The organism is Natrinema sp. H-ect1, assembly GCF_041821105.1.
In the GTDB taxonomy this organism is placed as follows: domain Archaea; phylum Halobacteriota; class Halobacteria; order Halobacteriales; family Natrialbaceae; genus Natrinema; species Natrinema thermotolerans.
Window position 1 is genome coordinate 39,376 of sequence record NZ_JBGUBA010000001.1, and the last position, 20,837, is coordinate 60,212.

The window sequence follows — 20,837 nt, forward strand, 5'->3', positions numbered from 1 at the left end:
CCCTCATTAGCGGGATTCTGGCGGTAGCGTCCCCAACGCGTGGGAACAGGCGGACCGGGTTAAAGAATCGAGTAGCAACGCCGTCATGTATGCTATCGAAACGCTCCGCCACACGAGGTGGTCGACGATGAGTCTCTCGCGTCGCGATTTCCTGGCGGCTGCCGGGACGGGGACGGTCGGTGCCCTGCTCGGCTCCGCGTGGGGAGCGACCCAATCCGTCGACTCCATCACACAGGTCGACAACCCGCTCAAGGCCTATCCCAACCGTGACTGGGAGGAGGTCTACCACGACATCTACGAGTACGATTCGGTCGATTGGACCGTCTGCCACCCCAACTGTACGCAGTCGTGTGCCCTGAACTTCTACATGAAAAACGGGGTCCCGATCAGGGCCGAACAGATCTATCACGAGGAGGAGGGCAGCCCCGGTCCGGGCGGCCCCGGCGGCTACGAGGAGGCGGGGGTCACCCGCCACTGGAACCCGCGCGGTTGCATGAAGGGGCTGACGTTGCACCGTCGGACGTTCGAGCCCAGCCGGATCAAGTATCCCATGGTCCGCAAGGGGTGGAGCCCCGACGACCCCAACCCCGAGGGCCGCGGCGAGGACGAGTTCGAGCGCGTCTCCTGGGACGAAGCGATCGACCTGATCGCCGAGAAGATGGCGAGTCTCGAGGACGAGAAGCGGTTCCACATCTTCAACGCGATCAAGTCCGACGGGCTGATCACCCGCCACGGGGCCGGCCGGCGGCTGGCCTCGATCTTCGGCGGCTGCGAGTGGACCGAATACGACTGGTACGCCGACCTGCCGCCGGGTCACGTCATCACGACGGGCTATCAGACCAGCGACGCCGACGCGTCGGCCTGGCGGGCCGCCGACTACACGATCATGCAGGGGAAGAACCTGATCCACAACAAGCTCGCGGACAACCACTTCCTCCAGGAGACCCGCGAGCGCGGCGGCAAGATGGTTGGCGTCTACCCCGACTACTCGCCGACGGTCCAGAAGTGCGACCGCTGGCTCCCCGTCCGCCCGGGCAGCGACCCCGCCTTTGCCCTGGGCGTCGCCCACGTCATCATCGACGAGGAACTCTACGACAAGGAGTTCATGCGGAAGTTCACGACCCTGCCGCTGTTGATCCGGCAGGACGACGGGAAGTACCTCCGCGCCCACGAGGTCTTCGAGGACCACGAGCCGCCCGCCGAGGACAGCGAGCAACGCCACGAGGAAAACGACTGGGGCGACTTCGTCGCCCTCGACGAGAACGGCGATCCCGTCTCCGTCACCCGCGAGGAGGTCGGCGAGGAGACGCCCGCGACTCCCCAACTCGAGGTCGACACCGAACTCGAGCTGGCAAACGGCGAGTCGGTCGGCGTCCACACCGACTTCGTCCGCCAGAAGTCGAACATCCTCGAGAACTACGATCCGGAGACGGTCGAGGAGATCACGACGATCCCGGCCGACGGGCTCCGGACGACCGCCCGCGAGTTCGCCGACGCCGAGAAGGCCCAGTGGTTCACCGGTGAGGGGATCAACCACTGGTTCCACTCCAACGACTCGCTCCAGCGGACGATCTTCTTCATCCAGTCGATGCTTGGCAACATCGGCGAGCGCGGGGCCGGCTACTACAACTACTCCGGCCAGTACAAGATCGAGCTGCTGGACGGCTACCCCGAGTACGTCAACCCCGACGGCAATGCAGCCCACGGGATGTATCCCGGCTACGCGTTCGCGTTCTTCGGGGGCGAACAGCTCGACGCCCACGAGATCCGCGGGGACTTCGACCGCGAACTCGACCTCGTGCCACAGGGCGACGCCGAGGAGCCGGTGATGCCGACCAACGCCGAGTCGTACACGATGTCGAAGCCCACGATCCTGTGGACGATGAACTGCAACCTCCTGAACCAGACCAAACATCAGGAGCACGTCATCGAGAACTTCGTCAAACATCCGGACACGAGCAACGAACTCTCGATCGTCTCGGACATGCACATGACCTACTCCGCGCGCCACGCGGACATCGTGCTCCCGGTCCCCTCCTGGCTCGAGTGCGAGTATCCCGACATCACGGTCGGCCCGGAGAACCCCTTCATCCACATGGATCACGGGGTCATGGACCCGATCTACGACACGAAACAGGACGGCGAGGCCGTCGCGATGGTCGCGGAGAAGTTAGATGAGAAGATCCCGCCGGAGGAACGGAACGTCGACTCCTACCGAGCGTACTTCGAGAAGTTCCTCGACGACGACAAGGACGTCCGCGACTACATCCAGCAGACGCTCGACGCGGGGATGACGACCCGCGACATCGACGTCGAGGACATCGAGGACGGTCCCGAGCGGCTCCAGCTGAAGACGTATCCGCGGATCCCGTTCTACTCCCAGATCAACGAGGACCGGCCGTTCTACACCAAGACCGGCCGGATGGAGTTCCACAAGGAGGAGGACCGGTTCCTCGAGCTGGGCCGGGACGATCTCGACCACATCGAGAGCCCCGAAGGGACGCCCTACGGGGTGAACAAGAAGTGGGACGAGGCGAAAGACGAGGAGAACCCGCTGTATCACGACGAGGAGTACCAGTTCTACTACAACACGCCCCACCCGAAGTACCGGACCCACTCCTCGTGGGGGATGACCGACTGGAACCTGATCTGGTCGTCGCGTGACTTCGGCTCGACGAACGCCGATCCCGAGGGGACCGAGCGGCTAGTTGATGACTTCTCGTTCCCGCAGGGCGAGGGCGAGACCGAGGAGACCCCGCCGCTTGGCGAGGCGTTCGTCGAGATGCACCCCGAGGACGCCGCGGACATCGACGTCGAGAACGGCGACTACGTCCGGATCACCGGCAAGCGCGGCGACCTCGTCGTGCGCGTGATGGTCAGCGAGCGCCAGCGCCCCCGCTCGGCCGGCGACATGGGCCAGCTGACCATCTGGCACGGCTGGTGGCCCCAGCACTTCCCCGACGACGAGGAGCAAGGCGACGGCGTCAAGGGATACAACGTCACGACGAACATCTGGCTCGACCCGGCCCAGGAGACCGACGACCTCGTCCACAAGTCCGTCTTCGGCGATCCGAACATCTCCGAACACGTCGAAGACGACATCGTCTGGAAGGGAGCCGAACTCGAGCACGGCTACGAGGAGACCGTCTGGGCACCGACGGGAACGAACCGCGACGACCTCGTGGAAGTCGAGAAATACGAGGAGGCGGACTGGTGGCCCGGCGACGCGCGGAAAGACGAACTGTTCCAGGACTACGTGAGCGGATCGCTGCAGGGAGGTGACAGCTGATGCCGGAGACCTACAACCCACAACTCGGCCGCGAGCACAGCTACCCCTACGAACACCGCGAAGAGGAACGCGACTGGCACTGGGGGATGATCATCAACATCAACCGGTGTATCAACTGCAACACCTGCTCCTTTGCCTGCAAGTCCACCTGGACGAGCGGGGAGGGCGAGGAGTACATGTGGTGGATGAACGTCGAGACCGAGCCCTACGGCGGCTACCCGATGGGCTGGGACATGCGCCTGCTCGACGACTTAGGCGAGAACGAGACCATCTTCGAAGCCGCCGAGGACGGCGAGGCGGCCAAGGGCTACATCGCCCAGAAGGAAGAATGGGAGTACCCCGCCCTGGGCGACGACCAGGTCCACGGCGAGTACCCCACCGGCGACGTCGTCGAGAGCGACCTCGAGGAAGACGAGTACCACGACATGTGGCAGTTCTACCTGCCGCGGCTCTGTAACCACTGCAAGAACCCCGCCTGTCTGGCTGCGTGTCCGCGCAAGGCGATCTACAAGCGCGAGGAGGACGGGATCGTCCTGCTCGACCAGGAGCGGTGTCGGGGCTACCGCAAGTGCGTGAAGTCCTGTCCGTACCACAAGCCGATGTACAACCCCGAGACGGGCGTTTCGGAGAAGCCGGTCGGCTGTTTCCCCCGTATCGAGGAGGGCAACGTCCCCCGCTGTGTCTCCTCGTGTATCGGGAAGACGCGCCTGCACGGCAACATCAACCGCGGTCCCGACGCCGGCCACCCAGGCGGAAACACGTCGGCGGCGGCCGGCCGGAGCCCGGTCAACTACCTCGCGAAGAGCGACGAGAAGATCGCGCTCCCGCTGTACCCGCAGTTCGGGACCCGGCCGCAGGTGTTCTACATGCCGCCCTACCACGTGCCGCCGGAGTTCCTCACCCAGATGTTCACGCCCAACACCGAGGACAAGCAAAACGAGTGGCCAGGCAGCACCTTCGAAGAATCGGTCAAGATCGTCCAGGATCGGGTCCGCAACCCGAGCCACCACACCCTCGGCATCCTCCAACTGTTCGGCGCGACCACCCGCCTCATCGAGACCTACACCGTCAAAGAACACCGCGTGAAGGGGTGGGACCGCAAGGGGAACAAGGTCGTCGACATCCCCTTCGAGGAGGAGATGGAGGTCCGCGAGGGCGAGATGTGGACTAATCAGCCATAGATCAATGACACCGAACGACACACCCGATTCCGAGTACCACGCCGCGCGGGCCACCCTCTACTGTGGCGCTGCCGCGGCGTTTACCTATCCGAGCGAGGAGACAGTCAGCGAACTACTCGATCCCGCGGCCCGCGAGGGGATCGAACGCGCCGCCGAGACCGTCGGCGTCACCGAGGAGGCGATCACGCTGCTCGAGGCCCTCGAGGAAACCCCGGCGGAGGACCTGCAGGTGGCCTACAACAACCTGTTCGGCCTCCCGAGCGACGACGGCACGTACGCGGTGATCCCCTACGAAGCCCACTACACGACCCGCGACGAGATCAGCAGCGAGCAGCGCCGGATCGCGACTGTCGTCGGGCTGCTGGAGGAGTTCGGACTCGAACCCAGCGACGACTTCGCCGAGCGACAGGACCACGTCGCCGCCGAACTCGAGTTAGCGCAAGTTCTGGCTGGCCAGCGAGCGGTGGCACTCGAGTCGGACGAGCCGGTCGCGGCCGAGCGGGTCGCGAAGGCCGAGGCGACGGTGCTTGCCGATCACCTCGTCGAGTTCGTCCCGGCGCTGGCACATGACCTGCGGCAGGCGACCGACGAGGACGCCTACGTCGCCGCGGCGGACCTCGTCGAGGAGTTGGTGACCTACGACAACGGGCAACATCCCGAGCCGACCGTCTCGGCGGAGGCGGCGAGCGGAGGTGAGGCTCCGTGAGCGCCCGCACCGAGATCGGGCCGATCTCGATCGAACACGACGCTGCACGCGGCGCAACGAAGCTGGCCGCGGTCGTGCTGTGTCTCGTGCTGGTCGTTCAGGTCGCGGTCGTCGCGGTCCTGACGATCGGCCCGCAGCCGATGGACTCGGTGGACTCGGTGCCCGCGGAGCCCGACGCCGACGCGTGGGACGATGCTGACACCGAGACGCTGTCGCTCGACGCCCAGCAGATGGCGACCCCCTACGGCGGCGGGAGCATCGACGAAGTAGACGTCCAGGCCGTCACGAACGACACGCACGTCGCCTTCCGTCTGGAGTGGGAGGACCCGACCGAGGACACCGAGATCAACGAGCCCAACGCCTACAGCGACGCCGCGGCGGTCATGCTCCGCAGCGGGAGCGAGCCGCCGATCGTCATGGGCGCGAACGGCGACCCGGTCAACATCTGGTACTGGCGCTCGAGCTGGCAGTTCTCGGAGTCCGATCCGGGCGGCGACATGTACGCGTATCCGCATCCGGACGACCGGACGAAGCCGGGACAGGCGGCGGGGAACCCGCTCTCACAGTCGAGCTACACCCGATACGGGCAAAACTACTACGCGACCGGGTACGGCTCGCTGACCCACGCGGAGACCCAGCCCGTCTCGGCCAACGGCGAGCGGACCGACGACGGCTGGGCGGTCGTGTTCCAGCGCGAACACGACGCCAGCGGTGAGTACGACGCCGAGTTCGAGGACAGCGAACAGATGTATCTCACCTACGCCGTCTGGAACGGCAGCGCGGATGAGGCGAACGGCCAGAAGTCGCTGTCGTACCAGTATCTGACGCTGGATACCGACGACGGCACGCTCAGTGCGGCCGACGACGAGAGCGACGACGGCGACACCGACGCGAGCGACGGCGGTGCGGTGGCCAGCGTGACCGAGACGGCCGGCTGGCTTGCCAGTTCCGCGACTAACTGGCCCGCCGTGACGCTGCTCGCGACGGTCGCCGCGTGGCTCGTCAGCTACTGGAGGCTCCGAGAATGACCGACTACGCGAACCGAAGTGCCCGCGGCCGGGCACCCGACGACGACGAGGCAACGCTTCGAAACCGGCTCGAGTCCGATCGGGAACGCGATCGCCGACGCGGGGCGCTCGGGCTGGTCGATCCGGCCGCCGACGACGGGCTGGAACCGGCGACCATCGGAGCGCTGGCCGAGCGGGCGACCGGCGACAGCTCCGAGGACGTCCGACAGTTCGCCGTCGAAGCCCTCGGACTCGCCGCCAGTTCGGGCGACGCCGAGCCGGCCCACGAGGCGATCCGGGCGGCGCTTTCCGACGACCACGAGTGGGTCCGTTCCGAGGCCGTCGTAGCACAGTCGCGGGCCGAACCCGGCAACGAAGAGCCGCTTCGGGCGGCCCTCGAGGACGACAGCGGCTGGGTACGGCGCAACGCCGTCATCGCCCTCTCGAAGACCGGGGCGGCCTCCCAGGAGCTGTTGATCGAACGGATCAAGAACGATCCCCACTCCGGCGTCCGGGAGTACGCGGCCGACTACCTGCGGGAGTACGCCGACGAGATCGAAGACGCGGTCCGGATCCTCGCGGCCGTCCTGGCCCGCGATCCGGAGGCGTTCGTCCGCGCCAAGGCCGCGACCAGCCTCGGGGATCTCGGCACCGACCGCGCCGAGGCAGTCCTCGAGCGCCACGGACTGAACGACCGCAGCGACGACGTCCGTCGGTCGGCAAAGCGGGCGCTCGCGACGGCCCGCGGCGTCGACCCCGACCAGATCGATGCCGGACTCGAGGACGGCGCCGCGCCCGGCGGCGGGCCGGGCTCCCGACGGGAGCAACAGGGCCCCGGCCCGAGTCGGGGGCCGGCCGGCTCGATCGACGGCCTGACACAGGGACAGCGTGATCGACGATGACCTACGAACTCGACAGCACACCCACGGGCGAGGAACCGCACGCGACCACCGACTCGGAGTCGGCCCACGATGACGACGGCTGTACGACCGACGGCAGCGCCGCCGGCGGTCTCGAGGAGTCACTCGGCGTGACGATCCCCGACGATCACGTCGGCGCGTTCGTCGCGCAGGCGTTCGAAGACGTCGAGCGCTCGACCGAGTGGGAGGAAGCGATCGATGCCGTCGTCGCCGACGAGGCCCGCGACGCCTGGAACCGACTCGAGCCGCGGAAACAGGTGATCGAGCTGTTGAAGATGGCCGATCAGTTCGATCGGAAAGCGACCGCGCTGCTCGAGGAGATCCCGCTGGACCGGGGTGGCCTCGACGACGACCTGCGCGAGCAGTTCGACGACGCAAAGCGGCTCCGTCGCAACGCCGACGTCGTCCGGGACGGCATCGCGGCGGGCTACGCGGAGGGCCGAGTGAGCGACGACGAGTTGGTCGACGCCGTCGAGACCTTCGAGTTCGATACGGCGGCGATCGCCGAGCGCGAGGACGCGTTGGACGACGTTGCGAACGCGTACAACCTCGATTTCCGCCCCTACGGCGGGACCCTGATGAACGAGCGCGACCCCGACGACGACGCAGAAGAATTCGAGGCCTGGTAACATGGCAAAAGACGATATCGTTCCCGACGAGGTACCGACCGACGACCTCGCGGCCCGCGTCCGCGAGGGGCTGCGCGCCGTCGACGACCCGGATCTGGGGACCGACGTCCTCGAGTCCGGGCTGGTGACCGACGTCTCGGCCGAGGGCGGGGCCGTCCGGATCGCCGCCGATCTCGCGGGGTTCGACGAGCCGACGGCCGAGGACGTGACCGAGGCAATGCGCCGGCGGGCGCTGTCGACGCCCGGCGTCGAGCGGGCGACCGTCGAGGGTGAGTCGACTGGCGCGGCAGACGATGACATCGACGGCGCGGCCGGCGTCGACACCGTGATCGCCGTCGCCAGCGCCAAGGGCGGCGTCGGCAAGACGACGGTCTCGACCCAGCTCGCCCGGGCACTGGCCGCCGATCCCGACCGCGACGTCGGGATCTTCGACGCCGATCTCTACGGGCCGAACGTCCCGGAACTACTGGACCTCGAGGGGCCGGTGTCGGCCAACGCGGACGGCGACGCCGAGCCGATCGAGGCCGGTGACCTCACCGCGATGAGCGTCGGGCTGATCGCCAACGACGAGCCGCTGGCCTGGCGGGGCGCGATGGCCCACGAGGCCGTCAGCGAACTGTTCGAGGACACCGCGTGGGGCGACCTCGATACGCTCGTGATCGACCTGCCGCCGGGGACCGGCGACATCGTCCTGACGGCGCTGCAGTCGCTGCCGATCGACGGCGCAGTGCTTGTGAGTACGCCACATCCGACGAGCGTCGGCGACACGTCCCGCAGCGCCACGCTGTTCGAGGAGAACGGCGTCCCGCTGCTGGGTACGGTCGTCAACATGCGCGGGTTCAGCTGCGAGTGTGGCCGCGAACACGACCTCTTCCCAGAGACTGACATCGAGGCCGAACTCGATCAACCCGTCCTCTGTGAGTTCCCCTTCGACGAGCGCGTTCGGGACTTCGACGACGTGCCGCCAGAGGCCCGCGAGTTGGCTGGGGCCGTCGACGAGCGACTCGAGGCGGTCGGTGACCTTTCGGTGCCCGACCACGCACTGGACCTGCGCGGGCTGCCAAAGCGGATCCGCCACGAGCAGGCCACCGAGGAGTTCCGCGCGACCGAGCCGGGCGAGACGTTCTACCTGATCAACGACCACGACCCGTCGCCGCTCGCGAACGAACTCGTCTCGGCGGTCGACCGGGAGGGCGCGCCCGGCGACGCCTTCGCGGAGTATCAGGTCCGCAGGCAGGCACCCGACGAGTGGGTGATGGCCGTCGCCCGGTAGCCGAGTCTGGCGTCGCTTCGGCGGCGGTCCGAACGGGGCTTGTATCCACGTCCGAAACGAACTCGTATGAATCAGGACTCGAGACTACGGGTCGTCTGTCTGGCGGGCCCGAGCGACGCGGGGAAGACCTCGCTCGTCGAGCGACTGGTCCCGCGACTGGCCGCTGACGGCCGCGTCGCGACGGTCAAGTCGATCCACCACGACATCGAGATCGATACCCCGGGAACCGACACCCACCGCCACCGGAGCGCCGGTGCCGAAACCGTCGTCGGGGTCACGCCCGAACTCACCTTCGACATCACGGCCCGCGGGAAGCGGAACCCGCCCGAGCCGACCGTCGACGAACCGCTGCTCGAGACCGACGACCCCGAACTGCGGGCGCTCTCGCGGACCCTCGAGCGCCTCGCCGGTCGGGGCTACGACACCGTGATCGTGGAGGGCTTCGCCGACGCATCGGTCCCGACGATCCTCGTCGGCGATCGCGACCCGGAAGCGGTCGGCGGGACCGTCATCGGTCGCGGCGACGACCCGATCGACGACCTCCTCGAGTCGATCCGCTCGCTCGAGGGGCTCGCAGTCCCGGCGGGCGGCGGACGAACGGACGAGCCGGTTGACTGACCGGGAGACGGCGGTCGGCTCGCCGACTCGATGGAGCGGTCAGAGCCGGCGGGTTCGTAGTCGCCGTCCGCCCCGCCGGCATCGCGTAACCATATTCAATTGTTTTCCCACGGAATAGGAATGGAAACCAGTTTTCTTTGTACGGCCGTTCGAAGGGAACGCATGCGCAGTCACGACGGCAACGGGACGGACCCGACGAGCCGTCGGGAGCTACTCGCTACGGCCGGCGGCCTGACGGCGGGACTGGTCGGGACGGCGGGCTGTCTCGGTGCCACCGACGAGGTCCGCGTCCTCGCCGCCGGCAGCCTGGCCAGCGCGTTCGAGAACGGGGTCGGTCCGGCCTTCGAGTCCGACGCCGAGTTCGGCTACGCGGGCGAGTACTACGGGACCAACGCCGTGTTGCGACTGGTCGTTGATGGAACGAAGCACCCCGACGTCGTGATCGGGGCCGACGCCGCCCTCCTCCGGGATCGGCTCTATCCCGATCACGCCGACTGGGACGTGACGTTCGCGGCCAACGAAGTCGTCATCGCGTACGCCCCGGAGACCGCGCTGGGCGAGCGCCTCGCGGCCGGCGAGCCGTGGTACGACGTCTTCGCCGACGCTGACGAGGGCGAGATCGCGATCAGCGACCCCGACGTCGACCCGCTTGGCTACCGGGCGCTGCTCCTGTTCGAACTCGCCGAGCGCGAACACGGCCTCGAGGGGTTCCGGACGGCGATGGCCGACCGCGTCGCCCACGTCGCCGACGAACCCAGACTGCTCGCCGGACTCGAGAACGGCGACCGGGCCTGTGTCGTCGCCTACCGCAACATGGCGGTCGAGCGCAACGCGGCCGTGCGGCGGCTGGATGACGCCTACAACTTCGGGAGCCGCGCGAACGCCGACCGGTACGCGCGGGCGAGTTACACCACCGAACGCGGCCACACCGTCACGGGGTCGCCCGTCGTCTACAACGCGACGATCCCGGCCGATGCCGACGATCCGGACGCCGGTCGGGCGTTCGTCTCCTTCCTGCTCGAAAACGAGGGCCTGCTGACCGATCACGGGCTGCGGGTGGATGATGCCATCCCCCAGTTCCACGGCGATCCACCGGAGGAGATCGCGCCGTGACCCCCCCGAACCGCGAGCCCGAACAGGTGTCGGGCCCCGATCGCAGTCACGAGGACACCTCGGACCGCGGGCCCGAGCGCGCGTCGGACGCCGACCGCGAGCGCCGGACCGCCTCGAGCGGCGGCCGCGGCTGGTTCGGCGTCGATCGACCGTGGACTTCCGGCGGTCTGGCCGTCCCCACGTTGCTCGGGACGGTGTTGCTCGCGTACTTCGTCGTCCCCTTCGCGGCCTTTCTGTTCCGGAGCCGGCGAGTCGACGTCGTCGCCGGGCTCGCCGATCCCGCGGTCCGCGATGCGATCGCGACGTCGCTGCTGACGGCACCGGTCTCGACGGCCGTCGCGACCGTCTTCGGCGTGCCGCTGGCCTACGTCCTCTCGCGGGCCTCGTTCCGCGGGAAGCGACTGGTCGAGGCGCTGGTCCTGTTGCCGCTGGTCGTCCCGCCGATCGTCGGCGGCGTCATGCTGTTGACCGTCGTCGGCCGCTATACGCCGATCGGCGCTGCGGCGGCGGCGATCGGAGTGCCACTGACCGGCAGCGCCGCCGGCGTCGTCCTCGCCCAGACGTTCGTCGCCGCGCCGTTTCTGGTCGTCACCGCCCGTGCCGGCTTCGACGGGGTCGACCCCCGCCTCGAGGAGGCCTCGCGGACGATGGGCTACGGCCGACTGCGGACGATACGACTGGTTTCCCTGCCGCTTGCCCGCAACGCCATCGCCGCCGGGATCGTCCTGACGTTCGTCCGGGCGATCGGCGAGTTCGGCGCGACGATGATGGTCGCGTACACGCCGCGGACGATGCCGACCCGGATCCGCGTCGCCTTCATCGCTCGCGGGATCGACGCCATCGTCCCGATCGCGATCGCCTTGCTCGCGATCGCCGTGGTCGTCGTCGTGGCCGTTCAGTTGCTGGTCGGCACCCCTCGTCGGGGCTGATCGGCGGCGGTGGCGGCGCTCTCGACGAATCCGAACGAAAACAAATCAGATCGCGTGTCATTCGCTCTAACCGCTTCTAAGTGCTTTGGAAGTGCGGTTATGGACATCGTCGCTGTACGGAGAAACGAGACTCATGACATCCATCGCAGACATCGAGATCCCGGCTGACGGCACCGGAACCGGTCAGCTGTTCGAGGCCGTCCCCTCCCTGACGTGTGAGATGGAGCGGGTAATCGCCTCGAGCGGGCACGGCCTCTGGCTGGCGGGGCCCTCCCAGTCCGAGATCGAAGCGGCGCTCGACGAGGCCGACGCGATCGGAACGTACTCCCAGATCAGCAGCGACGAGGACCGCTGGCTCTACGACATCGAGTTCGAGCCGGACACGGTCGACCCCTTCGAGATCGTCCTCGAGGAGGGGGGGACCGTCCTGAGCGCCTCGGCCTCGGACGGCACGTGGCTGCTCAGCATTCGCGTCGTCGACCGCGAGAGCGTGAGTTCGCTCTACGACCGACTCGACGACAACGACGTGACGCCGACGATCGTTCGCCTGTTCGACCTCGCGGAGGAGAGCCACTCCCAGTGTGGCCTGACGGCTCGCCAGTACGAAACGTTGGTCGCGGCCATCGATCACGGCTACTTCGAGATTCCCCGCGAGGTCTCGATGCAGGAGCTCTCCGAGGAACTCGGTATCTCCCACCAGGCGCTGTCCGAACGGCTACGCCGGGCCTACCGCGCGCTCGTCACCGCCGAACTCAACGTGACCGAGGAAGACGCCGCCGCGCCGCCGATCCCTACGAACTGATTCCACTCCGACCGCGTCGTCCCGTGACGGCCGACTCGATGTTTTCAACCGCCAGCAGCAGCGAGATCGCCGTTCGAGTGGCGACCTCGAGCGCGCGACCACCGATCCGTGCGCCTCGAGTGACGCTACACGACCGCGAACCGCCCACAGTTACTATCCGGGGGGCCCATGTGTGGCGCATGCGAATCACTGACGATGACGGCGTGTTGCGACTCACGTTCGACCGACCGGACGCGCTCAACGCGATCACCGGAGAGGCGGCCGTCGAACTGGCCGACGCGATCGAGGACGCGACCCCCGCGGAGTACGACGCGATCGTCCTCACGGGCGCGGGCGATGCGTTCAGTGCCGGCGGCGACCTCGAGATGCTGGCGGAGACGCCCGACACCTCACAGGACGCCTACGAGGAAGTCACCGCGAGCTTCGGCCGCGCCGTCGAGGCGATGCTCGAGTGTCGAGTGCCGATCGTCGCGAAGGTAAACGGCGACGCGATCGGTGCCGGGCTCTCGCTCGTCGCCGTCTCCGACATCGCCTACGCGGCCGAGGACGCGACCTTCTCCTGTGCGTTCGTCAGAGTCGGGCTCGTCCCCGACACCGGTGGCACGGTCATGCTGCCCCACATCGTCGGCCTGCGGGCGGCCAAGGAACTGGCCTTCACCGGCGAGTTCTTCGACGCCGAGCGAGCGGCCGACCTCGAACTGGTCAACGAGACGGTGCCCGCCGACGAACTGGACGCTCGCGTCGCCGACACCGTCGACGCGCTCGCGGCCGGCCCGACGGAGACGATCGGGCTGATGAAACAGGCCATGCACGAGAACCTCGGGCGCTCCTGGGACGAGGCGCTTGACTACGAGAACCTACTGCAGGCCCAGGCCCGGACGTCCGAGGCCCACGAGGAGGGTGTCGCCGCCCTTCTCGAGGACAGGGAGCCGGAGTTCTAACCCGCCCGAAGGCGGCTGCGGACCGGTTCCGTGCCTCGAACCGACCGCAAGCACCCGCAAGCACCACCGCCTTGCCCGAATCGACCGTCAATCGAACCGCAATGTCCCCACAGTTTACCGACGACGACGTCGGCAAAGATGTCGTCAACGACGCGGGCGACGAGGTCGGCATGGTCGTCGACGTCGACCACGGCACGGCCCACGTCGAACCCGACCCCGGCATCACGGACTCGATCAAGGCGACGCTCGGTTGGACCGACAGCGGCGAGGATACCTACCCGCTGCAGGAAGCCGCGGTCGGTCACGTCACCGACGACGCGATCCACCTCGAGGGCGACCGCTCGAGCGGTCGCTCGGCCGGGACGGGCGGCACCACCGACACGGACCCCGACGTCGGGATGACGGATACCGGAACGGGCGATGCCGACACGGAGCTGACCGGCTCCGACACGGACACCGGGACAGGCGAAACCGAACCCCACTCGAGAACCGGTGGTTCCGGGACGGAGAGCGACCGCGGCATCGATCGGGACGAGGACGACATCAGCGGGGCCGACGACGAAGGGGCGGTCCGTCGCGACGAGGACGACCCGCTCATGGACGACGATGACGATGACGGGCTGATCGACGACGACGATGACGACCGCACCAGCAGCACCCGCTAATATCGGTCCGCGTTCCGCCCGCCCACGAAGCCGGCCGTCTATCGGACGGTAATGACGACGAGCGTTTTCTCTTCAGTCGTTCGACAGCGTCGCTCTCGAGTATGACTCACCACTGCCGGGTGCCCGCGGCCGTTTCGCGAGCCACGAGCCGCGAGTTCTCACGCCGGCGGGGAACTCACTCCTCTTCCGGCGGCTCGTCGGTAGCCGCCCGCTCGGTCGGCGGCCGGGGCTGGTCGGGCGGCACGTCCGTGTCCGCCATCCCGCGTCGCTCCGACGACCGATCCGGTTCGGTCCCCTCGCCGCGATCGATACCGCCCTGCTCACGCTCGCCCCGATCGGTGTCGGCCCGTCGTGCGTACTGATCCCGAATCCGACCCTGCTCGGTCCGTCCCGGTCCCGGCCCCGACTGTCCGCCCTCCGTCGGTCGGTCGCCCGCTCGAGCGGCGTGTGATCGATCGCCGCCCGCCATCGACTCGCCGGACTGGCCGTGTCCCCGCTGTGAGTCGGCCGTCGGTCGTCGCTGCGGTTCTCGCGGCTGTCCCTGCGGTCCCCGGTCGGTCCCGGTCGACGACGGACCCCGCTGGGACTCCTGTGGGTCCCCGGTTTCGCCCCCCTGTGGCCGCCCCTCGGTCACTCGAGAGCCCTCCGACGGCGACGGATTCGGCGCGGCCGACAGGGGCCGCTGCTGGTACTCGGCCGTCCCCGTCGATTCGCCGCCGTATTCCTGTGGCGTGACCCATTCCCCGGTCTCGGGATATGCCTCGCCGGGTCGGGCGGACTGCTGGGGCCACTGTGACTGGGAGCGACCGCTTGAGGCTTGTCGGCCGCGTTGCTGTTGGTTCGATTGCTGTCCGGCCATCGACTGGAACGGGCGTTGCTGGCCGCTCATGGGCTGTTGGGGCGACCGTTGCCCGCCGGTGGGCTGCCGGTCGGTCGGCGGTCGGTTGCCTCCCATCGACTGCTGACTCGGCTGTGGCTGCTCGCCTATCGACTGGTTGGTCGGCCGCTGGCGTCGCTCCATCGTCCCGCCGCGTTCGCCGCCTCCCTGCTGGCCCTGATACGCCTGCCCGCTCGAGTACCCCGTGCCGGCGACGCCGGGGGTTCCGGGATGGGTGACCGCCCGGGTTCCCGCTTCCATTGCGTCTTCCATCTCCGGCACGATCGCCTCCATCCCCTCGAGATAGCGCTCCATCATCGAGGCGGTGAACTGCGGCCCCGGCGCGCTCTCGAACATCGACTGGGTCATCTCCATCCCCTGTCGCTGGGCGCTTTCACCCCACTCGAGGGCACTCAGTGTCATCTCCGCCATGTTCCGCTGGAGGTCGATCAACCGCTCCATGGTCTGTTGACTCCGTTCGATCGTCGACTCCGCCATCCGCTCCCTATCCGTGGAGTGCTGGCTCTGGTGGTCTCTCATCGTATGCACCTGAGGACGCGGTTACCGTCGGCGCTCCTCGGTCACGGGAGAGCGCGACCGAGACGCAAATAAAGGGCGGCGTCAGTTCCGATCCGAAGCCCGACCCCAATCGTTCGTAACTCCGAAACTCCGGCGACTGGCGACGTAATCGCGAACGGCCGGGAGACGCGACTAGTGTGGCGTAATAGCGTCCAACGGTGCTGTACAAACGCGTAATAGTTCGTTAGGAGTGGCGGGCCGAGCGTCGTCGCCCCTCTGACTCGAGCGGAGTCGCCGGTTACGCGTCCGGATCGCCGGGTTCGCCGTGGGTCACGCCCTCACGTTCGTCGGCCTGCATCCGGCGCAACGCGGCGCGGCCCTTGCTCGCGTCGTAGCCGAAGAAGACTCCCTCGGCGTACTCCTCGGCGACCTCGAGGGCGTGAATCAGGTTCTCGACGTCGACGTTTACCGCGTACAACTCGATATTAAAGGGCGTCTCGAGGGCGCTCTCGAACCCCTTCGCGATCGTCTCGAGCCAGTAGGTCGTCCCGTAGGCGGTGTCGTACAGCGGGACGACGAACTCGTCGACGTGTTCGGCGACGGCCTCGAGGTCGATGCCGGCGCGCTCGTAGAGGTGGCCGGGATAGGGATCGGGATACAGCGTCATGTAGACGGTCCCGGGGATGCGGTCGGCGGCTTCGGCGACGAAATCCGTGATGACGCTCGCCCGCCAGTCCATGCGGTCGTCGTACTCGCTTTCGGCGAATGCCTGCTCGCAGACGCCACACCGGCAGTATTCCGCGCGGGGAAAGCCGATGTCGTCGAGGCGAACGTCCTCGTTTTCGGCGACGCAGTCGTCGATGACCTCGAACAGGCCCTGCCGGTAGTCCTTACGGGAGGGACAGATATACGCCCAGTCGAAATAGGACCGTTCGCGGTCGGCCGGCCGACCCATGTCGTCGACGGGGACCAGCGACGGGTCGGCGTCGGCGGCGGCGTTGTCGCCGAAACACGAGACCATGTTCACCCCGTCTTCGATCGGTTCGGCGGACCGGCCGGTCACGTCCTTGACTTCGTAGAAGCCGCGGTCGAACTCCGGCCACCGTACTTCCTCGGCGTTACGGGTGACGACGCCGTACATACCTCAGTGTCCGGCCCCGCACCCGTAAGCCGTTCGGAATCGAGCGCTATTCTTCGGTCGGTTCGTAGTCGACTTCGACCTCCGAGGAGCCGCCGAAGGCGACCTTGTAGAGGACGGCGATGACGAACAGGGCGAGTACGACTTTGACGGTACGTGACATGTACGGGGGAGAATACGCCCGGCGAATACTTAGGTATTCTGGATAGTGATCCGGACGTGAAAATCCGACGCCGAGCGGGCAGCGGTTACGTCTCGATCAGCGAGGCGATTTCCTCGCGGACGATCGTCTCGCAGTACGAACAGCGGACGCCGTCCTCGAGGACGGTAAACCGTGAGGTAACGGGCTCGTCGCCGGTCGTAATACAGCCGGCGTTGGGACACGAGAGGACACCTTCGACGACGTCGGGGCGTTCGACACGGTGTTTCTCGACGACATCGTAGTCGCGGACGATGTTGATCGTCGCGTCGGGCGCGATCAGCGAGAGGACGTCGACCTCGTCCTGGCTGAGTTCGCGACCCTCGACCTTGACGATGTCCTTGCGTGCGAACCGGTTGGAGGGAACGTTCATCCCGACCGAGACCTCCTCGCCGTTGGTCCCATCGATGCCGAGTATCGCGAGGACGTTTAGTGCCTGTCCGCCACGGACGTGATCGATGACGGTCCCGTCACGGATCTTGCTGACCCGCAGTTCGTGGTCGTCGTTGCCGTCGTGGTGGTCGTGATCGTCACTCATCGGTCTCACCTCGAATCCCCCGGTCGTCGCTCAACAATAGGTCCAACAGCGCCATTCGGACCGGGACGCCGTTGTGCGCCTGGTCGAAGTAGGCCGCGTAGTCGGTGTCGTCGATCTCCGGGGCGATCTCGTCGACCCGTGGCAGCGGATGCATCACGGTCAGGTCGTCGCTTGCGGCCTCGAGGGTCTCGGCGTCGATCTGGTACTCGCCGGCGACCTTCTGGTACTCGTTCTCGTCGGGGAACCGCTCGCGCTGGATCCGGGTCACGTAGAGGACGTCCAGCGAGGGCAGGACCCCCTCGAGCGACTCGTGTTCTTTGATCCCCGTTCCGTCCTGTCGCTGGTGGAGGTCGTAGACGACCTCGCGGGGCAACTGCAGACTCTCCGGGCTAATGAAGTGTTGCTGGGTCTCGAAGTTCGTCAGCGCGTGGGCCAGCGAGTGGACGGTCCGGCCGTATTTGAGATCGCCCATGATGCCGATCGTCAGGTCGTCCAGGCCGGCGTTTTCCCGGATGGTGTAGAGATCGAGCATCGTCTGGGTCGGGTGATGACCCGCGCCGTCGCCCGCGTTCAGCAGCGGGACGTCGACGAACTCGCTGGCCATCGTCGCCGCCCCCTGCTTGGGATGGCGCAGGACCAAGGCGTCGGTATAGCCCTCGATGACACGGACGGTGTCGGCCAGCGTCTCCCCTTTCTTCACGCTCGAGGATTCGACCGAACCCATGTCGACGACGTCGCCGCCGAGCCGTTTCATCGCAGTCTCGAAGCTCATCTTCGTCCGCGTACTCGGCTCGAAAAAGAGCAATCCAAGCAGCGTGTTCGCGTGGCGATCGGCGACCGCCGACGGGTCGGCGTCGATCTCGGCCGCGCGGTCGAGTACCGTCTCGATGTCCGGCCGCGAGAGTTGTTTGCTCGTGATGAGGTGATCGTGGCGCATTCGTTCGTGTAGGCTGTGGCGTGCCCCTTGAATCTCTCCATTCGACGACGGGCCCCGAACCGGTCGGGAGACGCCCGCGTCGGCGGTTGTTTTCGAGTCAGTAACCTAAGGAAAAGTGTTATACAGATACTACAGCAATTGGTCACAACTGTATGGTCGGCCGGCTAGACACTGGGATCGACGTCCTCGACCGGAAACTCGACGGTGGGCTCCCCCCGGGGTGTATCGTCGCGTACACCGCCGAGCCGGCCAGCCAGTCCGAACTCCTCCTCTACGAACTCACGGCCGCCCGCGGCACGCTGTATCTCACCACTGAGCGCGACGACGACGCCGTCCGTCACGCCATCGAGACCTCGCCCTCCTCGGTCGGCAGCCCGACGGTCAGACACGTCAGCGGCGAGGACACCCTCGAGGAGGCGACCCGACTCATCGGTGCCTTGCCCGACGGCGCGAACCTCATCATCGACACGATGGACGTCCTCGAGCGCTGCGACACCGACGAGTACATCGAATTCCTCAACGAACTCAAGTCGCATATGCTGGAGACGGGCAGCATCGCCGTCCTCCACTGTCTGAAAGGAGAGGACGAGCCGCCGAACCGATCCCGGACCTACCACGCCGCCGACGCCGTCTTCGACCTGCGGACCGAGATTTCGGGGACCGAACTCGAGAACCACCTCACGATCCCGAAGTTCCGCGGCGGGAGCCAGCCGACCGACGCGATCAAGCTCGAGTTGACGGAGGAAGTGGCGATCGACACGAGCCGCGATATCGCCTGAGTCCAGCTGCCCGGCCGATTCCGTTACCCCTCCTGTGTGGGCATCGTACTGTACCTCGGCTTCGCTCGTCGATTCGACACGCCGCCCTCTCTTCGGCGGTTACGCGCGCAAAAAAGTCGATCCGCACATGCTCGTTGTCCGTCGGTAACGACCGGTGAGCGGTCGGGTCCGCAGCGTCGGCTTACTCTTCCGCGCCTTCGAGTTCGTCGACGATCTCGTCGGCGTCGACGTCGGCGTCCTCGAGGGCTTCCTCGATGTCGCCGCCGCCCATGCCGCCCATGCCGCCCATCATACCGCCCATGCCCATGCCACCCATGCCGTCGATGACTTCCTGGACGATGACGCGGTCGACGCCGACCTTCTCGATGATGTCCTGCCCGATCTGCTGTTTGCCCATCATCCACTGCTGGTTCATGGTCATCTGGGGCGTGGCCTCGAGGTAGAGCGTCTCCTTCTCGACGGTTTCGGTCTCGAACTCGGGCTCTGCGTCCTCGTCGTCGTCATCGGGTTCGACGGGGACCTCTTCCTCGACCTCGTCGGTCTCGATCCAGAGTTCGGGCTCCATCCCGAGGTACATCTCGAACAGGCCGGCGGCCTGCTGTTCGCGGTCGTCGACTTCCTCGACGATCGTGTACTCGTACTCGACGTCCTCGCCGGCAAGCGGGTGGTTGAAGTCGACGCGGGCGCGGCCGCCGATGATCGTGCTGATGTAGCCCTGCTGGCCCTCGATCTGCACGTTGGCACCGGGGTAGCGGTCGTCCTCGTCGATCTTCTCGGCGCTGACCGTCTGGACGTCGTCGGGGTCGTATTCGCCGAAGGCGTCCTCGGCGGGGACGGTCACGGTGCCAGAGTCGCCGGGCTCGGAGCCGACGATGTCGTCCTCGACGGCCTCGAAGATGTGGCCCTCGCCGACGACGATCGTTCGGGGCTTGAACTCCTGGCCCTGCTCGTCGACGCCCTCTTCCTCGGCGACCTCGGGGTCGGTCGTGTCGACCAACTGGTCGTCCTCGACGGTGTAGGCGGTGTACTCGAGTTCGACGAAGTCGCCGGTCTGGAGTCCGTCGGCGGCTTCGTCGGCTACTTCTTCGTCGACGTCATCGGCCTGCTCGTCTAGCTCGGCCTCTTGTTCCTCGGTCATACGTTGTACGTCCGGCCGTCTACATTTAAGTACGACGTTTTCGGGCGAGAGCGACCGATACTTACGATCCCCCCGCGTCGACTCGAGCATGTACGAGGTCGAAGCAAAGGTCCCCGCCGACCTCGCGGCCGTCCGTGAGCGGCTCGTGGCCCTCGAGGCGACGCCCGAGGGTGCGGTCGTGCAGGTCGATACCTACTACGACGCGCCCCATCGGGCGTTCGTCGAGACCGACGAGGCGTTGCGGATCCGGTCGGAGCGACCCGAAGACGGCGAGGCGGAGACCCACATTACCTACAAGGGGCCGCTCGTCGACGACGAGTCCAAGACCCGCGAGGAGGTCGAGACCGCCGTCGCGGACGGCGAGAAGGTCGATGCGATCCTGACGAACCTCGGCTTCGAGCCCGCCGCGACGGTCCGGAAAGAGCGCGAGCGGTTCTCGCTCGAGGGGTATACCGTCACCCTCGATTCGGTCGCCGACGTCGGCGACTACGTCGAGGTCGAGACCGAACTCGAGTCCGAAGCCGAACTCGAGGCCGCCCGCGAGGGGGCCTACGACGTCCTCGAGCGGCTGGGGCTGGATCCCGACGAGCAGCTCCGAACGTCGTATCTCGGCCTGTTGCTCGAGTCCTGAGAGAGTGC

At 67.1% G+C, this 20,837-nt stretch carries 20 protein-coding genes; 15 read left to right on the plus strand and 5 right to left on the minus strand.

What is annotated here, in order from left to right:
- Positions 1–127 precede the first annotated feature (127 nt).
- The 13 genes from ACERIM_RS00240 to ACERIM_RS00300 all read left to right on the plus strand — a co-directional run bounded on the left by ACERIM_RS00240 (position 128) and on the right by ACERIM_RS00300 (position 14,073).
- The gene (locus ACERIM_RS00240; protein ID WP_373630657.1) at positions 128–3,289 is read left to right on the plus strand and encodes a molybdopterin-dependent oxidoreductase; all 3,162 of its coding nucleotides are present in this window, start codon (positions 128–130) and stop codon (positions 3,287–3,289) included.
- Positions 3,289–4,470 carry a 4Fe-4S dicluster domain-containing protein gene (locus ACERIM_RS00245; RefSeq protein ID WP_006648828.1) on the plus strand — a complete coding sequence of 394 codons (1,182 nt, stop codon included), beginning with the start codon at positions 3,289–3,291 and terminating at the stop codon, positions 4,468–4,470. Before ACERIM_RS00240 ends, ACERIM_RS00245 begins: the two co-directional genes overlap by 1 nt.
- A 4-nt stretch (positions 4,471–4,474) precedes the next feature.
- Positions 4,475–5,176: a molecular chaperone gene (locus tag ACERIM_RS00250; protein WP_373630658.1), complete on the plus strand. Its 702-nt coding sequence runs from the start codon at positions 4,475–4,477 to the stop codon at positions 5,174–5,176.
- On the plus strand, positions 5,173–6,204 hold the full coding sequence (locus ACERIM_RS00255; RefSeq protein ID WP_373630659.1) for an ethylbenzene dehydrogenase-related protein: 1,032 nt from the start codon (positions 5,173–5,175) through the stop codon (positions 6,202–6,204). Before ACERIM_RS00250 ends, ACERIM_RS00255 begins: the two co-directional genes overlap by 4 nt.
- The gene (locus tag ACERIM_RS00260) at positions 6,201–7,085 is read left to right on the plus strand and encodes a HEAT repeat domain-containing protein (RefSeq protein WP_373630660.1); all 885 of its coding nucleotides are present in this window, start codon (positions 6,201–6,203) and stop codon (positions 7,083–7,085) included. Before ACERIM_RS00255 ends, ACERIM_RS00260 begins: the two co-directional genes overlap by 4 nt.
- Positions 7,082–7,732 (plus strand): hypothetical protein, encoded by a 651-nt coding sequence (locus tag ACERIM_RS00265; protein ID WP_373630661.1) that lies wholly within the window; start codon positions 7,082–7,084, stop codon positions 7,730–7,732. The genes ACERIM_RS00260 and ACERIM_RS00265 overlap by 4 nt, the downstream gene beginning before the upstream one ends.
- A gap of 1 nt (position 7,733) precedes the next feature.
- Entirely contained in the window at positions 7,734–9,005 is a 1,272-nt protein-coding gene (locus ACERIM_RS00270) for a P-loop NTPase (protein ID WP_373630662.1), read from the plus strand.
- 66 nt (positions 9,006–9,071) lie between these two features.
- Positions 9,072–9,623 carry a molybdopterin-guanine dinucleotide biosynthesis protein B gene (gene mobB / locus ACERIM_RS00275; protein ID WP_373630663.1) on the plus strand — a complete coding sequence of 184 codons (552 nt, stop codon included), beginning with the start codon at positions 9,072–9,074 and terminating at the stop codon, positions 9,621–9,623.
- 162 nt (positions 9,624–9,785) lie between these two features.
- Complete coding sequence (locus ACERIM_RS00280; protein WP_373630664.1) at positions 9,786–10,736, plus strand: extracellular solute-binding protein; 951 nt, start codon at positions 9,786–9,788, stop codon at positions 10,734–10,736.
- Between the two features lie 26 nt (positions 10,737–10,762).
- Complete coding sequence (locus tag ACERIM_RS00285) at positions 10,763–11,665, plus strand: ABC transporter permease (protein ID WP_373631381.1); 903 nt, start codon at positions 10,763–10,765, stop codon at positions 11,663–11,665.
- Between the two features lie 133 nt (positions 11,666–11,798).
- Positions 11,799–12,467, plus strand: a complete 669-nt coding sequence (locus ACERIM_RS00290; RefSeq protein ID WP_006648837.1) for a helix-turn-helix domain-containing protein — start codon at positions 11,799–11,801, stop codon at positions 12,465–12,467.
- A 179-nt stretch (positions 12,468–12,646) separates the two neighbouring features.
- Positions 12,647–13,408, plus strand: a complete 762-nt coding sequence (locus ACERIM_RS00295; RefSeq protein ID WP_006181660.1) for an enoyl-CoA hydratase/isomerase family protein — start codon at positions 12,647–12,649, stop codon at positions 13,406–13,408.
- Positions 13,409–13,509: 101 nt separating this feature from the next.
- Positions 13,510–14,073: a hypothetical protein gene (locus ACERIM_RS00300; RefSeq protein WP_373630665.1), complete on the plus strand. Its 564-nt coding sequence runs from the start codon at positions 13,510–13,512 to the stop codon at positions 14,071–14,073.
- 175 nt (positions 14,074–14,248) lie between these two features.
- Here ACERIM_RS00300 and ACERIM_RS00305 read toward each other — a convergent pair whose 3' ends face one another.
- The 4 genes from ACERIM_RS00305 to pyrB form a co-directional block, all read right to left on the minus strand.
- Entirely contained in the window at positions 14,249–15,490 is a 1,242-nt protein-coding gene (locus ACERIM_RS00305) for a hypothetical protein (RefSeq protein WP_373630666.1), read from the minus strand.
- Between the two features lie 277 nt (positions 15,491–15,767).
- A complete protein-coding gene (locus ACERIM_RS00310) occupies positions 15,768–16,610 on the minus strand; it encodes a hypothetical protein (protein ID WP_049964340.1) in 843 nt (280 codons plus the stop codon).
- A gap of 245 nt (positions 16,611–16,855) precedes the next feature.
- Positions 16,856–17,344, minus strand: a complete 489-nt coding sequence (gene pyrI / locus ACERIM_RS00315) for an aspartate carbamoyltransferase regulatory subunit (protein ID WP_006648842.1) — start codon at positions 17,342–17,344, stop codon at positions 16,856–16,858.
- Positions 17,337–18,281, minus strand: coding sequence for an aspartate carbamoyltransferase (gene pyrB / locus ACERIM_RS00320; protein ID WP_006648843.1), 945 nt, complete (start codon positions 18,279–18,281; stop codon positions 17,337–17,339). Before pyrB ends, pyrI begins: the two co-directional genes overlap by 8 nt.
- Before the next feature lie 152 nt (positions 18,282–18,433).
- On the opposite strand from pyrB, the gene ACERIM_RS00325 reads away from it, so the two are divergent.
- Positions 18,434–19,060: a hypothetical protein gene (locus ACERIM_RS00325; RefSeq protein ID WP_006648844.1), complete on the plus strand. Its 627-nt coding sequence runs from the start codon at positions 18,434–18,436 to the stop codon at positions 19,058–19,060.
- A 181-nt stretch (positions 19,061–19,241) separates the two neighbouring features.
- Here ACERIM_RS00325 and ACERIM_RS00330 read toward each other — a convergent pair whose 3' ends face one another.
- Positions 19,242–20,198: a peptidylprolyl isomerase gene (locus ACERIM_RS00330; RefSeq protein WP_373630667.1), complete on the minus strand. Its 957-nt coding sequence runs from the start codon at positions 20,196–20,198 to the stop codon at positions 19,242–19,244.
- A gap of 88 nt (positions 20,199–20,286) precedes the next feature.
- Here ACERIM_RS00330 and cyaB point away from each other — a divergent pair, with 88 nt between their 5' ends.
- Positions 20,287–20,829 carry a class IV adenylate cyclase gene (gene cyaB / locus ACERIM_RS00335; protein WP_006648846.1) on the plus strand — a complete coding sequence of 181 codons (543 nt, stop codon included), beginning with the start codon at positions 20,287–20,289 and terminating at the stop codon, positions 20,827–20,829.
- Positions 20,830–20,837 lie beyond the last annotated feature (8 nt).

Bases quoted from the DNA above. Each gene is read 5' to 3' on its own strand.
- ACERIM_RS00240 (WP_373630657.1), top strand. From the start codon at position 128: ATGAGTCTCTCGCGTCGCGATTTCCTGGCGGCTGCCGGGACGGGGACG.
- ACERIM_RS00245 (WP_006648828.1), top strand. From the start codon at position 3,289: ATGCCGGAGACCTACAACCCACAACTCGGCCGCGAGCACAGCTACCCC.
- ACERIM_RS00250 (WP_373630658.1), top strand. From the start codon at position 4,475: ATGACACCGAACGACACACCCGATTCCGAGTACCACGCCGCGCGGGCC.
- ACERIM_RS00260 (WP_373630660.1), top strand. From the start codon at position 6,201: ATGACCGACTACGCGAACCGAAGTGCCCGCGGCCGGGCACCCGACGAC.
- ACERIM_RS00265 (WP_373630661.1), top strand. From the start codon at position 7,082: ATGACCTACGAACTCGACAGCACACCCACGGGCGAGGAACCGCACGCG.
- ACERIM_RS00270 (WP_373630662.1), top strand. From the start codon at position 7,734: ATGGCAAAAGACGATATCGTTCCCGACGAGGTACCGACCGACGACCTC.
- mobB (WP_373630663.1), top strand. From the start codon at position 9,072: ATGAATCAGGACTCGAGACTACGGGTCGTCTGTCTGGCGGGCCCGAGC.
- ACERIM_RS00280 (WP_373630664.1), top strand. From the start codon at position 9,786: ATGCGCAGTCACGACGGCAACGGGACGGACCCGACGAGCCGTCGGGAG.
- ACERIM_RS00290 (WP_006648837.1), top strand. From the start codon at position 11,799: ATGACATCCATCGCAGACATCGAGATCCCGGCTGACGGCACCGGAACC.
- ACERIM_RS00295 (WP_006181660.1), top strand. From the start codon at position 12,647: ATGCGAATCACTGACGATGACGGCGTGTTGCGACTCACGTTCGACCGA.
- ACERIM_RS00300 (WP_373630665.1), top strand. From the start codon at position 13,510: ATGTCCCCACAGTTTACCGACGACGACGTCGGCAAAGATGTCGTCAAC.
- ACERIM_RS00305 (WP_373630666.1), bottom strand. From the start codon at position 15,490: ATGAGAGACCACCAGAGCCAGCACTCCACGGATAGGGAGCGGATGGCG.
- ACERIM_RS00310 (WP_049964340.1), bottom strand. From the start codon at position 16,610: ATGTACGGCGTCGTCACCCGTAACGCCGAGGAAGTACGGTGGCCGGAG.
- pyrI (WP_006648842.1), bottom strand. From the start codon at position 17,344: ATGAGTGACGATCACGACCACCACGACGGCAACGACGACCACGAACTG.
- pyrB (WP_006648843.1), bottom strand. From the start codon at position 18,281: ATGCGCCACGATCACCTCATCACGAGCAAACAACTCTCGCGGCCGGAC.
- ACERIM_RS00325 (WP_006648844.1), top strand. From the start codon at position 18,434: ATGGTCGGCCGGCTAGACACTGGGATCGACGTCCTCGACCGGAAACTC.
- ACERIM_RS00330 (WP_373630667.1), bottom strand. From the start codon at position 20,198: ATGACCGAGGAACAAGAGGCCGAGCTAGACGAGCAGGCCGATGACGTC.
- cyaB (WP_006648846.1), top strand. From the start codon at position 20,287: ATGTACGAGGTCGAAGCAAAGGTCCCCGCCGACCTCGCGGCCGTCCGT.